The organism is Lysinibacillus sp. VIII_CA (genome assembly GCF_049943995.1).
GTDB lineage: Bacteria > Bacillota > Bacilli > Bacillales_A > Planococcaceae > Lysinibacillus > Lysinibacillus pinottii.
This window is the reverse complement of record NZ_JBNFXM010000001.1, coordinates 129871-142568: the sequence shown is the minus strand read 5'-3', so window position 1 is coordinate 142568 and position 12698 is coordinate 129871. Positions and strand designations below refer to the sequence as shown.

12 protein-coding genes are annotated in these 12698 nt (G+C 37.3%); 9 read left to right on the top strand and 3 right to left on the bottom strand.

Annotated features, from left to right (window positions below; all coding sequences use genetic code 11):
• Positions 1–86: 86 nt before the first annotated feature.
• From ACP3VS_RS00775 to ACP3VS_RS00755, 5 genes are all read left to right on the top strand, one after another.
• A complete protein-coding gene (locus ACP3VS_RS00775) occupies positions 87–1103 on the top strand; it encodes a FecCD family ABC transporter permease (protein ID WP_426388291.1) in 1017 nt (338 codons plus the stop codon).
• A complete protein-coding gene (locus ACP3VS_RS00770) occupies positions 1096–2136 on the top strand; it encodes a FecCD family ABC transporter permease (RefSeq protein ID WP_012293373.1) in 1041 nt (346 codons plus the stop codon). Before ACP3VS_RS00775 ends, ACP3VS_RS00770 begins: the two co-directional genes overlap by 8 nt.
• Positions 2137–2186: 50 nt before the next feature.
• A complete protein-coding gene (locus ACP3VS_RS00765) occupies positions 2187–3014 on the top strand; it encodes an ABC transporter ATP-binding protein (RefSeq protein WP_031419071.1) in 828 nt (275 codons plus the stop codon).
• Complete coding sequence (locus ACP3VS_RS00760) at positions 3011–3781, top strand: IucA/IucC family C-terminal-domain containing protein (protein WP_031419072.1); 771 nt, start codon at positions 3011–3013, stop codon at positions 3779–3781. Before ACP3VS_RS00765 ends, ACP3VS_RS00760 begins: the two co-directional genes overlap by 4 nt.
• 393 nt (positions 3782–4174) lie before the next feature.
• Positions 4175–5530 (top strand): YjiH family protein, encoded by a 1356-nt coding sequence (locus ACP3VS_RS00755; RefSeq protein ID WP_012293376.1) that lies wholly within the window; start codon positions 4175–4177, stop codon positions 5528–5530.
• 15 nt (positions 5531–5545) lie between these two features.
• On the opposite strand, the gene ACP3VS_RS00750 is transcribed toward ACP3VS_RS00755, so the two are convergent.
• Together ACP3VS_RS00750 and ACP3VS_RS00745 are read right to left on the bottom strand one after the other, a co-directional pair.
• Positions 5546–6277, bottom strand: a complete 732-nt coding sequence (locus tag ACP3VS_RS00750) for a CPBP family intramembrane glutamic endopeptidase (protein WP_031419074.1) — start codon at positions 6275–6277, stop codon at positions 5546–5548.
• A 176-nt stretch (positions 6278–6453) separates the two neighbouring features.
• A complete protein-coding gene (locus ACP3VS_RS00745; RefSeq protein WP_257216106.1) occupies positions 6454–7458 on the bottom strand; it encodes an acyltransferase family protein in 1005 nt (334 codons plus the stop codon).
• A gap of 235 nt (positions 7459–7693) precedes the next feature.
• Between ACP3VS_RS00745 and ACP3VS_RS00740 the strand changes: the two genes are divergently transcribed.
• The 4 genes from ACP3VS_RS00740 (at position 7694) to ACP3VS_RS00725 (ending at position 11888) form a co-directional block, all read left to right on the top strand.
• Positions 7694–7945: a phage holin gene (locus tag ACP3VS_RS00740; RefSeq protein WP_012293379.1), complete on the top strand. Its 252-nt coding sequence runs from the start codon at positions 7694–7696 to the stop codon at positions 7943–7945.
• Between the two features lie 81 nt (positions 7946–8026).
• Positions 8027–10120 carry a DUF2339 domain-containing protein gene (locus ACP3VS_RS00735; protein ID WP_012293380.1) on the top strand — a complete coding sequence of 698 codons (2094 nt, stop codon included), beginning with the start codon at positions 8027–8029 and terminating at the stop codon, positions 10118–10120.
• Positions 10121–10378: 258 nt separating this feature from the next.
• On the top strand, positions 10379–11131 hold the full coding sequence (locus ACP3VS_RS00730) for a prepilin peptidase (protein WP_031419077.1): 753 nt from the start codon (positions 10379–10381) through the stop codon (positions 11129–11131).
• A gap of 34 nt (positions 11132–11165) precedes the next feature.
• Positions 11166–11888: a gamma-glutamyl-gamma-aminobutyrate hydrolase family protein gene (locus ACP3VS_RS00725; RefSeq protein ID WP_031419078.1), complete on the top strand. Its 723-nt coding sequence runs from the start codon at positions 11166–11168 to the stop codon at positions 11886–11888.
• A 103-nt stretch (positions 11889–11991) separates the two neighbouring features.
• Here ACP3VS_RS00725 and lexA read toward each other — a convergent pair whose 3' ends face one another.
• Positions 11992–12609, bottom strand: a complete 618-nt coding sequence (gene lexA / locus ACP3VS_RS00720) for a transcriptional repressor LexA (protein WP_031419079.1) — start codon at positions 12607–12609, stop codon at positions 11992–11994.
• Positions 12610–12698 lie beyond the last annotated feature (89 nt).

Below are 12698 nucleotides of genomic sequence, written 5' to 3'. Positions count from 1 at the left end.
ACAGCCCTCTCCTTGTAGTGTTTCGCCTATAAAAACCTACAACTTTTCTCAAAAGATAAAATGTGGTTCAAGAAAGTTGGCGCAAAATGAGAATTTTTCTTTCTACTACCTCGATGAAACAAATAGGGATGTTCATCAGTTGTTTGGTCCTATTGCTGACGTTTATGTTCAGCATAACTATTGGTCAAACATCTATTCCCTTCTCGTCAATCTATGATGCCATTTTTCATTATGATGCTGCTAATAAGGAGCATGTCATTATTCGAACATCTAGATTTACAAGAGCTGTGATCGCTACAGTAGTTGGCGCAAGCCTTGCTATCTCGGGAGCATTGATGCGGGCATTAACAAGAAACCCTTTAGCAGCTCCTGATATTTTAGGTATTAATGCAGGGGCAATATTTTTTATTGTCAGTGCCATTACTCTTTTTTCTGTTAATTCTTTAATGAGTTATATGTGGATTGCCTTTTTAGGTGCTGGTGCAGCGGGAGCTATGGTGTTTTTCCTTGGATCATTAGGAAGAGATGGTTTAACACCGATTAAAATAGTACTAGCTGGTGCAGCGATTACAGCTCTATTTGTCTCGTTTACGCAGGGGCTTTTAGTAATTGATGAACAAGGTTTACAAAGTGTACTATTTTGGCTAGCGGGGTCAGTATCAGGTCGTAGCATAGACATGCTCATACCTGTCCTACCATTTATTTTAGGGGGCACGATCATAGCAATAGGTATGTGTCGTTCTATAAATATTTTACAATCAGGTGATGATATTGCAAAAGGATTGGGACAACGAACAATGGTGACGAAACTCACACTTGGCATCATCATAATTATTCTTGCAGGTAGCTCAGTTGCTGTAGCAGGTTCGATTGGCTTTATTGGTTTAATTGTCCCTCATATAGCGATTCATCTTGTTGGCATGGATTATCGTTGGATTATACCGTACAGTGCGGTATTAGGAGCCATACTGCTGTTGCTTGCAGATATAGCAGCAAGATACGTAATTATGCCATTAGAAATGCCAATTGGTGTAATGACTGCATTAATTGGTGCTCCTTTCTTTATTTATATTGCACGAAAGGGGTTAGCTAAAAATGTCTAATTATAGGACGATTCGAACGAAATCCGATCGCATATCTTTTCAAATCGCCAAAAAGACTTGTTGGATTATACTACTGTTAAGCTTATTATTAGTCATCATAACGATTATTGGTTTATCTGCGGGTAGCGATTTTATTCATCCTGTCACCGTAGTGAAGGAATTATTAGGCTACGGAAACGGAGAGTACGATTTTGTCTTACATACATTAAGGCTTCCGCGTATTTTAATGGCCTTATTAGTTGGTGCTGCGCTAGGAGTTGCTGGTTTAATTTTACAAGGAATCATAGGCAACCCTTTAGCTGCTCCAGATATTATTGGTGTAACGAGTGGGGCGTCCATGGGTGCGATTATTTTTATCGTGTATTTTATGGGGTCAGTGGGCATTCAATTTTTACCGTTAGCTGCCATTTTAGGTGCGGCTATTATCTCCTTTATCATTTACCTGCTGTCATGGAGAAAAGGTGTCACACCTATACGTATGGTGCTTATTGGAATTGGGATTTCCGCGTTAGCAAAGGCAGTGGTAACTATGCTGTTGGTGATCAGCGAGGTAGCCGCAACAACGAAGGCCTATCTATGGCTGACAGGTAGTTTGTATGGGGCAAATATGACAGATGTCTACTTGCTTTTACCATGGGTTACTCTCTTATTACCTCTAACATTTGTTTTAGCGAGAACCGTCAATGTGAAGGAATTAGGAGATGACATTGCGATAGGGCTGGGCGTAAAAGTTCAAGTGTACCGTTTGCTCTTTTTACTTATTAGTGTAATGCTAGCTGGTTCTGCAGTTGCTTTTGCTGGTGGAATTGCCTTTGTTGGATTAGTAGCCCCACATATGAGTAGATTGCTAGTAGGGCGTTCTTTTGCAGGATTAATACCTGTTACGGCTATAATTGGTGGCATTATTGTCATTGTAGCTGACATTGTTGCACGTACAGCCTTTTTACCAAAGGATTTACCAACAGGTGTCTTTACGGCTGCAATTGGAGCACCATTCTTTATATATTTACTATTTAGAACGCGCAATCAATAATGCCCAATGATAAATGAGTTAAAAGCGTGAGAGAAGAGGGTGAAGGGATTTTGAAAAACGTCTTAGAAGTACAAAATCTAGATGTTAGCTATGGTGAAAATCTTATTTTAGAAGATTTGAATCTTCAAATACCAAAAGGGAAAATTACGGTACTAGTAGGTGCCAATGGCTGTGGAAAATCTACGCTCCTTAGAACGTTTGCCCGACTGCAAAAACCAAGGTCAGGTGAAATTTTCTTAGAAAATCATCCACTAGACGCCATTTCAACTAAAGAGGTGGCAAAACGGTTAGCCATTCTTCCACAGGGACCTGTTGCACCAGAAGGATTAACTGTCCAACAATTGATTAAACAAGGTCGTTACCCTCATCAGAGCTGGTTAAAGCAATGGTCTACAGAGGATGAAACTATTGTGAACAATGCTCTTGAGGTGACACAGATGACCGAATTTGCGGATCGCCCAGTAGATGCATTATCAGGTGGACAGCGTCAGCGTGTGTGGATTGCTATGACATTGGCTCAAAAAACGGATCTTATTTTACTAGATGAACCTACAACCTATTTAGATATGGCTCATCAAGTAGAAATTTTAGATTTACTATTTGATTTGAATGAACATGAAGGCCGTACAGTTGTTATGGTATTACACGATTTAAACTTAGCCTGTCGTTATGCTCATCATATTGTAGCTGTGCGAAATAAACGGGTATACGCACAAGGAAAGCCAGAGGAAGTGGTGACACCTGAGATGGTACAAGCGGTCTTTCGGATGGACTGTACCATAATGAGAGACCCTCTATTTGGAACGCCATTATGTGTTCCGCATGGTAAGGGAAGAACAGTTCAGATGGAAGCATTTGAGGAGGTAGCGGCCACTTGAGCAACAAATTGTCAGCTGAAGAAATACCCATACTATTAAGCGATTATCGATTGACGTTTGAGCCCGCGATAGACGCTACTTACTCCATAAGAGCGGAAAATTTATTGGACTCTGAACTGGCCCTAGTCTATTTACAAACAATCGCACCTTTTTTTCAATCGGCCTCTTTATTAGTGACAGCATCGTTATTTGGAAAGCGTTATAGTGTCTTGACGATGGCTTCAGCATTCTATGCCATGTCGAGATACGATAAAGGGCTACACGTTGCTATTGATAATATTTGGGTGGAAGCAGAAGGACATGCGAAGCCATGGCTACCTAACGTTCGGTTCATAGATCATACGGTGTCTGTGCCAACAATTGATCGTAAATCATGGCGTGACGAGGTGCTGAAAGGAATTTTTGCGGACAATCTAGCAAAAGTGTGGCAGTCATTAATGAAAGTAAGTAAAATCCCAAAAACAATCTTATGGGAAAATACAGCTATTTATGTCAATTGGCTATATGAAACGAAAATAAGAGAAGGGGCCAATGAGCAAGAAATTACTCGCCTACAAGAGGATTATGCCTATATTGTACATGAGGCACCAGGTGCTCTCTTTGGCGAGAAGAAAAATCCTCTGACTAAATATTGTGGACCTAAAGTGACAATAAAGGAATCTGAGCAACCTATCCGCTTAAGAAAAACATGTTGTTTCTATTACCATACATCTGATGAAGCAAATGACTTTTGTATCTCCTGTCCTAAAATCAAAAGACTCGTCTAACCTCATAAAGTTTACAAATTCCTCAAAGTGAATAAATGTGATGTTTATTCACTTTTTCTTACTTTAAAAATTTCTGTTTGTTATCTTATATAATTGTTATACTTGATTGAAGCATTTGTTGCCTGTATAAAAATTCAGAAAAATGTGAGATTGAACCAATGGCTTTATAGCGTTTAAAATAGTTTTATAACACAGTAATGTTATAAAAACATGAATGATGTGAGTATTTTTCTGTTTAAAACTCAAAACTCTATTGTTTTTATAATAGTACTATAACAGGTTATGAGGGGAGGTTTTGAATGAACACAACATATAGAGCTTATAGAATAGTAGATTGAGAAATAGATCAAGTTGCAATTTCATGATTAATAGAAATGAGGTTTTAATCAAAAAATGAAAAAATATGCTGTTTCTACATATGTTTATTTTATCATCCCTTCTTTAATTGGTATTTTTCTATTTATGACACCTGTCTTAACAGAAGAAGGCTGGAAGGTACCAATTGCAATTTTAGCAAATGTTTTAGCAACTATTGTTGCTCCTATTATTAGTTATTTTACAATTTTTATGTTTGCTATTTCAGCAATTGGCGCACTTATGGCTAAATTTATTCCTCGTAAAAACGTGAAAGAGCCAAGTATTTTAGATACATTGTTTTATGTTAATTGGTTTTGGACGATTACCCGCTGTATCGGCTTAGTTTTTGCTTCAATGGTTGTCTTTAACTTTGGTCCTTTTGCCATCAACAACGAAAATACTGGTGGACTACTGATGGATCCTAATGATGGTCTTGTCACATTTTTATTTACCATCTTCTTGTTTGCTGGATTCCTCTTGCCGTTTTTGACTAATTTCGGGCTTCTTGAATTTTTCGGTACAATGATGGTGAGAATTATGCGACCCCTATTTAAAAGTCCGGGCCGTTCTTCCATTGATGCCCTTACATCATGGGTCGGTGATGGAACGATTGGTGTTTTAATGACTAGTAAACAATATGAAATGGGGAACTATACCAAAAAAGAAGCAGCTATTATTGCAACAAGCTTCTCGGTAGTATCTATTACATTTTGTATCGTAGTATTGGATACGGTTCATTTGGCACGCTATTTTATTCCATACTATTTAACAGTTGTCTTTTGTGGAATTGTACTAGCGATTATTATGCCCCGTATCTATCCACTTGCACAGAAAGAAGATACATATATAGATGGTACGCCTGTAGACTATTCACGTGAGGAATTACCAGAGGGCTATAATTTAGTCTCACATGGCTTAGAAAATGCACTTGCTGTTGCCCATGACAATCGTGACCCACGCAAATTTATTAAAGATGGATTTAGAAATGTTATTGATTTATGGGTTGGTGTTGCACCTATCGTAATGGCTTTTGGTACGATTGCCCTAATGCTTGCCGAATTTACGAGTATCTTTGTGATTTTAGGCAAACCCTTTGAGCCTATTTTAACAGTACTTGGCTTACCAGAGGCGGCACAAGCAGCACAAACAATGGTTGTGGGCTTTGCAGATATGTTCCTGCCTTCTATTTTAGGTGCAGGGATTGAATCTGATACCACTAGATTTGTCATAGCAGTTGTTTCAGTCACGCAGTTAATTTATATGTCTGAGGTGGGTGGACTTATTTTAGGTACGAAAATTCCATTGAAATTTTTCGATTTAGTGGTGATATTTATATTACGTACACTTATCTCACTTCCAATTGCTGCATTAGTGGGCCACCTTTTATTCTAATCAAAATGCCAAGTCCTAGATGGACTTGGCATTTTTCATGGAATTTATAGCATAGGATTTCTTTACTCGCTTCCATAAAACAAGCATATAGACAAATAGCACTAAAATAATAAGATAACCACTAAGCGTAGGGCTCTCTACATTTCCCATAAAGTTAAAGAAATTATTGAATCCGTGGAAAAGAATGGTAATAATAATCGATTGCCCATCTAAAATAAGTAAAGAAAGAACAAGGCCCACTAAAAGGGCATAGATGATTTGAATAATAGTATCTTCAATCGATTGCCCACCAAGTAATTGTAAAGCATGTGTAATGCCAAACAATAAACTAGAAATGAATACCGCTGTAAATGCACCCTTGGCAAGAAGCATTCGCAGCATAAGGCCCCTAAATATGGTCTCTTCTATAAATGCCACAATAAGCACTTGCATTAAAAACATAAAAATAAGATCGCTAATCGATGTGAGATTTAATCCTTTAGTACTTACAAGGATGATTCCTAAAACAAAAAGTAGCGGTAAAATCATTAATAAATGATTCTTTTGAATAGGATGAAAGAAATACATTTGCCAGTTTTTTTTCAGGGCAATATAAATGAAGAGTCCCAATGCTAGTGGAACTAACATAGCAAACTGTAACAAAGGGCTTGATGGTTCTTTAATAGAAACAAAAGCTCCGTTACCAACATAGAAAAGTATGATAAGAAACTCTAAGCCAATTATTTTGGCAATCACTTTTTGTTTCATTCTGTTCATTTCCTCCTAATCATGCTAGCAGTAATTAATAGGAAGACACTTAAAAAGAGAGTGCTTCCGAAAAAAAATAGGGAAATACATTCTAAAATGATGTTAAAATCCACAACACGTAATAAATGTACTCGTCGTAATTAATGAACTATTATCCATTGTATCAAATTTTTTCCTCAATTTTGGATTGACTTTTTTTGGTGAGATTTGCCGATTAAATATGCACTAAAGGGGAGAAAGGAAATAATTTTTATGAGCAACATACAGACGACAAAACTAGCTAGAAAAAGTGAAATAACTTGTAGAGAAGTGGTAGGGAGTAATGCACTATAGGGAGCTAGATATTCTTGAATAAGCCAGTGAATTAAAAAGATACCAAAGGAATAACGACTTATGGTATGGATGAAGGACAGCTTAGGTAAAATTTGGGCAAATGCTAAAATAAAAATCGTCATCGCTAACACAAATAGAATCATATCGATTCTTCGTGATGTAATTTGCTGGTCGCCCAAATAATAATTTAAATAGATAATGACTGTTGCAAGTATAACCGATAAAACGGTAAAAAATTTATATTTAACGAGATAATATGTGAATCTTTCATAATGACGACCCATGAAATAGGCAAATACAAAATAAGGAAGCCAGCCTACGAAGAGCAGTCGTATAAAATGATCGTTATTTACGAAATAATCTATATTTAATTTTGCTAGTGTCATATAGAAAACCCCTAGTAAGAACATTATGGGAGCAAACCATATACAGGATAGATTATATTTTTTTACAATAAAAAATAGAATATAGAGCTGAAAAATCGTCATGACAAACCACCCAGAAAAATCCCCCAAAATAATGTGACGATACAGGGCATACCAAAAATTTTCATGATAATGAAAGGCTGCATTAGCCGCATATAAAATACCAGCAGCTACAAACGGCATGACGATAAACTGAAATCGATGCCATAAAAAATGGGAAGGCAGCTGATGTTGATAGCGATTAGCTAATATTAAAATGGATAATAAAATGAAAATGGGTGTGGCGGCACATAGCACAAGTCTAAAAAATTGATAGAAAGGTTGATCAATAAAGCCATTAATAATTTCAATATTTGTCGTCGCGTGCAATAGCACAATACTTAAGCAAGCAATAGCTCTCAATGCGTTCCACTCGTACACCATCTCAATCACCCTCGATTTCAGTAAATTGGCGGGCATCTCCTGCCAGGATGCAACCTTACTAACTATATGAATTTGGCATTATGGTTACAACCGGTCTGTCTTTCACTCGAAAATAGTTTAGTTCGCAAATTATTATTAAAAATACCTAGTAAACTTGTCAAAAGCTCCATTTTTGCATATGTGTTACATAACCTCCCTGCATATACTGGTTCAAGAGGGGGGGAGGTGAGCTTTTATGAGAATTAACTGGAAGGTTCGTCTTCAACATATACCATTTTTATTAGGTCTATTTTCATTGTTACTCTTACTCGCACAACAAGTAGGAGCGATTTTCGGCTTTGATTTGACAGCTGCAATAAGTGAGCAAATTGCAGCTATTTTAAATACAGTTCTATCTATTCTTGTATTAATGGGTGTCATAGTAGACCCAACGACAAAAGGTACAAGTGATAGTGAAAAGGCATTAATGTATAGGAGACCACGATAAAGTATTCAAAAAGTGTAATTTTACAATAAGGATAAATATGTTATAATGTTAGAAAATTGATACAGTGGGGAGGATGATTGAATGTCCCTTGAAATGGAACGAAGAGTGGCTAAACTTGAGGAGGAAATGGCAGAGTTACGTCAGGAGTTAAGTGAATTAAGGCGAATTCAAAGCAATGAGAAAATAAATACTCTTGATGCAAGACAGTCAATGATCGAGCAATCGGTTCCAATAAAACCAAAACCAACACCAAAACCAACAGTGGAGTCGAAGACTACCCCAGTCAAAACAGCACAAAAAGAGGTGCAACCACAGCCATCGATGGAGGAACGTGTTATGTGGGCACTTCCAAAAGTATTCATGGTTATTTTAGTTATGGGGGTACTTTGGGGTCTCAAACTTGTTAGTGACTATGGTTATTTATCGAATGGCGTGAAAATCATCCTTGCCTATTCATTATCGGTAGGATTGGCGATTATCGCTTATATTCTGGAACGTAGAAAAGTAGGCTCTCCCGCTATTACCGTCTCATTATATGGCGGAGCATTTATTGTTGGTATTTTAACGACTGCAGCTAGTGCCATTTTATACGAGATCATCCATCTCACACCAGCGCTTGGTATTACGATTCTTTATATTGGCTATGGTATTGCAATAAGTTACTTAAAGAAAAATGAGGCATTAACTATTTTTGTTGCTTTTACCTCATTATTACTACCTTATTTATTAGAATATATGGACTTTAGTGCCATCATTATTTTACTATTTGTTATCGTTTTATTTGCCATGCTGCAATTGGTTGTCCAACAGCACAAGCAGAAGCTTGCCCTTTATATTTCAGCCTTTTTCTCAGTGGTGGCAATAGGTGTTGTTGCATTTATGAATCATGATAAGCAAGTTGTCTTTGCTTTTGGTTTACTTGCTATACTAGCCATCTTTTATGCAAGCTGGTGTCGATTATTTCATGCACAATCTAAATGGAGAGCTCTTCATATTGGCCTCCAATTTTCGTTAGGGTCATTTAGTTTATTGCTGATGAACCTGATCATACGCTCACTAGAATATGGGGAAGCAGTGCTACTTGTTTTGTTTGGTTTATTCATAGCATTATCGTTTTATAGTCATCGTCAAAAATGGCAGGAAGTATTTGATAGTGCTATAACACTCGCATTTATGACCGTATGTAATACGGTACTTATCATGAATATACCTGATAAAGTGGATGATTTACTATATCCATTGATCGCATTTGCAGGTGTAATGATGAGCTTACGATTACGGGCCAGTATGATGAAGGTAGTCACATCATTTTTCCTTGTGATGACATTGTTGCTAAACTTTATTTTCCATGAACCAACACCATTTATGAGCTTTAATCATGTAAGCCTGTTCATGCCGATTATTTATCTTGTAGTCATTTACTTGTATGCTAGACGCCCAAAAGAAACGTTATCACCTTTTGAGAAAGTCATGAAGGATGTATATGCTATTGATATTTTAGCAGTAATCACCACAGGCTACTTCTTAGCTTATATGAGCAAACTAGATACAGCCTATTTTGCGGCAACAAATGGCATTCAGTATTTGATGTGTATGGCACTAGCTGCTTTGTTTGCAGGAACTCTGCTCGTGTCAGAGAAATTCAAAGGGCGTGTTCTAACGCCTGTGCTGGGAGCATTCTTTATCGTATTTTCTTTGATGGTCAGCGCAAAGCCTTCTATGTTGGACAGCTTAAGTATGATGACCAGATTAGTTTATATAGCAGTAATAGTGGCGATTATTGTGGACGTTCTAGTAAAGGGCCGTATTTATCGGCTATATGCAGAACGAATGGGGAAATATGTAGACGCTATTGTTAGCTCAGGTGTCGTACTCACAATGATCTCGATATGGGGGCTCGTTCATCAATTTACGTATAGTCATCTACTTGATTGGAAACTAAGTATAGCTCTTACAACGATTACATTATTTCTAACCGCGAGTATTTCGTTATGGCTTAGTTCCACGCAACAATTAAAAACACTTCGCACTACAGGCTTTGTTATCTTAGTCATTGCGTTTATCAAGCTGATTTTCTTCGACCTATCAGCACTTGATTTATTAATTAGAGCTGTTCTATTTATAACAATTGGTGGCATTGGCATGCTGTTATCAGGTAGGTTACTGAGGAAATAAATAAAAGAGATTCCAATGATTTTTGGAATCTCTTTTATCTTGTGCTAAACTGATAATACTCTTACTCTACTCCTTCTTTCTTCTTATCGTACTTTAAATCCTTTGTGAAAATATTCCTCAAATACATCACATATTATCTATGTCCCTTGTTCTGAATAACATTGGTTACGTGTATTACCGAGCAAAACTACAATAATTATACGAATAGGCGCATCATACGGATTGTATGGGCGCCTATTGGTTTAGGAGGACATAAATTTGGAAATGGCTTATACAATTATCATTTTTTTATTTGGTCTAGTTTTTGGCTCTTTTTATAATGTAGTTGGCTTTCGTGTACCGCGGAAGGAGTCTCTTGTACTTCCTTCCTCCCATTGTACAAACTGTCAAAGACCATTGACGGTTCTTGATTTAGTGCCAGTATTGTCTTATCTGTTTATAAGAGGAAAATGTCGGGGCTGTGGCTTTAAAATCTCGTCAGTATATCCAGCGATAGAATTGTTGACTGGAGGATTATTCGCCCTTGCTTATTTGAAGCTAAACTGGAGCATGGAATTCATAGTAGCTTTATCGTTCATCTCATTGTTAGTCATTATAGTTGTTTCAGATTTTACTTATCTGTTAATTCCAGATAAGATTCTTTTATTCTTTTTGCCTATATTGGTCATTGGACGTGTACTATCACCTTTAACACCTTGGTGGGACAGCCTATTGGGTTCACTCGTTGGTTTTGGCATATTATATAGTATTGCGGTTTTATCGAAAGGTGGAATGGGAGGAGGGGATATTAAATTATTCTTTTTAATTGGTCTTGTTCTCGGTACTATTCATACGCTGTTGACTTTATTTTTAGCTGCTATCATTGGTATGATAGTCGGAATAGTTGTCTTATTAAAGCGTAAACAGGGAAGAAAAACACCTATTCCCTTTGGCCCATCAATTGCATTAGCCGCTAATATTGTTTATTTCTATGGAGATTCGTTCATCAAGTGGTACTTAGGTTTTTGGTAAGTATTTAATCTTCAATTTTGTGGAGGGGAATCAAGTGAAGCCGATTATTGGAATTACAGCTTTTGTAGAAGATGATTTATCAGCTCATTTAAATGCTGCTTACAGCAAAAGTATTATTGAGGCGGGCGGTATCCCCCTCATTATTCCGTTAGGGGTTGAGGAAGATGCTGCACAAATTTTAGCCCTTACGGATGGCTTATTGCTATCGGGAGGCTATGATGTACATCCTTTTTTATTTGGAGTGGACCCTTCACCAAAGTTAGGTAAAATTCATCCAGCTAGAGATGCCGTAGAATTAGCATTAATTGAGGCTGCATTTTTACGAAAAATGCCTATTTTCGGTATTTGTCGGGGTATCCAAATATTAAATGTTGCATTAGGCGGGACGTTATATCAGGACATTGATAGTGACCATTATAGTACAAAGCTTATTAAACATATGCAACAGGCCGGTAGATCAGTAGCAACGCATTATGTACAAATTATTGCGGAGAATTTATTAGCCACTATTCTGGAACAAGAGAAAATTGCCGTCAATTCTTTTCATCATCAATCAGTGAATGTACTAGCGGAGAATTTAAAAGTTGCAGCGAAATCAAGTGATGGCATTATTGAAGCAGTGGTACATGAGGAATTACCATTCTGCTTGGCTGTCCAGTGGCACCCAGAGGAATTAGCTATAGCAGGAGATCCGCATGCACAAAAGCTATTTGCAGCGTTTATTGAAGCGAGCATAAAATTTAAAAAAGAGGCTTAAAAGGCCGTTGTCAAAAGAATCCAATAGTTTATGGATTCTTTTTTTGCGTAAAAAAGAGGATTTATGCTCAGTGAAGGAACACAATCCTCAAACCCTCATTTAATTAATGTACACGGCGATACAGACCAACAACTTGTCCCAAAATGGATACTTGATCGACGATAATCGGTTCCATTGATGAATTTTCAGGCTGTAAACGGAAATGGTTTTTTTCCTTAAAGAATCGTTTTACAGTAGCTTCATCTTCAGCTGTCATGGCTACAACAATGTCTCCATTATTAGCCGTTGATTTTTGCTTCACAATCACTAAATCACCATCTAAAATTCCTGCTTCAATCATCGATTCACCCATAATTTCTAGCATGAATAACTGATCCTCACTCGTGCCATATGTATCAGGCAGTGGGAAATACTCTTCAATATTTTCGATAGCTGTAATAGGAGAACCTGCTGTAACCTTCCCTACAAGTGGTACATGGATGACGTGTTGCTTTTGGATGGATTCTTCAGGTTCAAGAATTTCAATAGCACGTGGTTTTGTTGGATCTCGACGAATAAAACCCTTTTGTTCTAATCGAGCCAAATGACCATGAACAGTTGAACTTGAAGCAAGTCCAACAGCTTCCCCGATTTCACGGACTGATGGCGGATACCCTTTAGCTCGTACCTCGTCTTTAATGAACGCTAAAATGTCCTCTTGTCTTTTCGATACTTTTTTCATGATTGCTCACCTCTTTTTTCTAATATCATTCTTCTTATTTGATAGTATAACAGAATGCGAACACGTATGCAAACATAGGTTCGAAAAGT

Bases quoted from the DNA above. Each gene is read 5' to 3' on its own strand.
- ACP3VS_RS00745 (WP_257216106.1), bottom strand. From the start codon at position 7,458: ATGGTGTACGAGTGGAACGCATTGAGAGCTATTGCTTGCTTAAGTATT.
- ACP3VS_RS00775 (WP_426388291.1), top strand. From the start codon at position 87: ATGAGAATTTTTCTTTCTACTACCTCGATGAAACAAATAGGGATGTTC.
- ACP3VS_RS00735 (WP_012293380.1), top strand. From the start codon at position 8,027: ATGTCCCTTGAAATGGAACGAAGAGTGGCTAAACTTGAGGAGGAAATG.
- ACP3VS_RS00755 (WP_012293376.1), top strand. From the start codon at position 4,175: ATGAAAAAATATGCTGTTTCTACATATGTTTATTTTATCATCCCTTCT.
- ACP3VS_RS00740 (WP_012293379.1), top strand. From the start codon at position 7,694: ATGAGAATTAACTGGAAGGTTCGTCTTCAACATATACCATTTTTATTA.
- ACP3VS_RS00750 (WP_031419074.1), bottom strand. From the start codon at position 6,277: ATGAAACAAAAAGTGATTGCCAAAATAATTGGCTTAGAGTTTCTTATC.
- ACP3VS_RS00770 (WP_012293373.1), top strand. From the start codon at position 1,096: ATGTCTAATTATAGGACGATTCGAACGAAATCCGATCGCATATCTTTT.
- lexA (WP_031419079.1), bottom strand. From the start codon at position 12,609: ATGAAAAAAGTATCGAAAAGACAAGAGGACATTTTAGCGTTCATTAAA.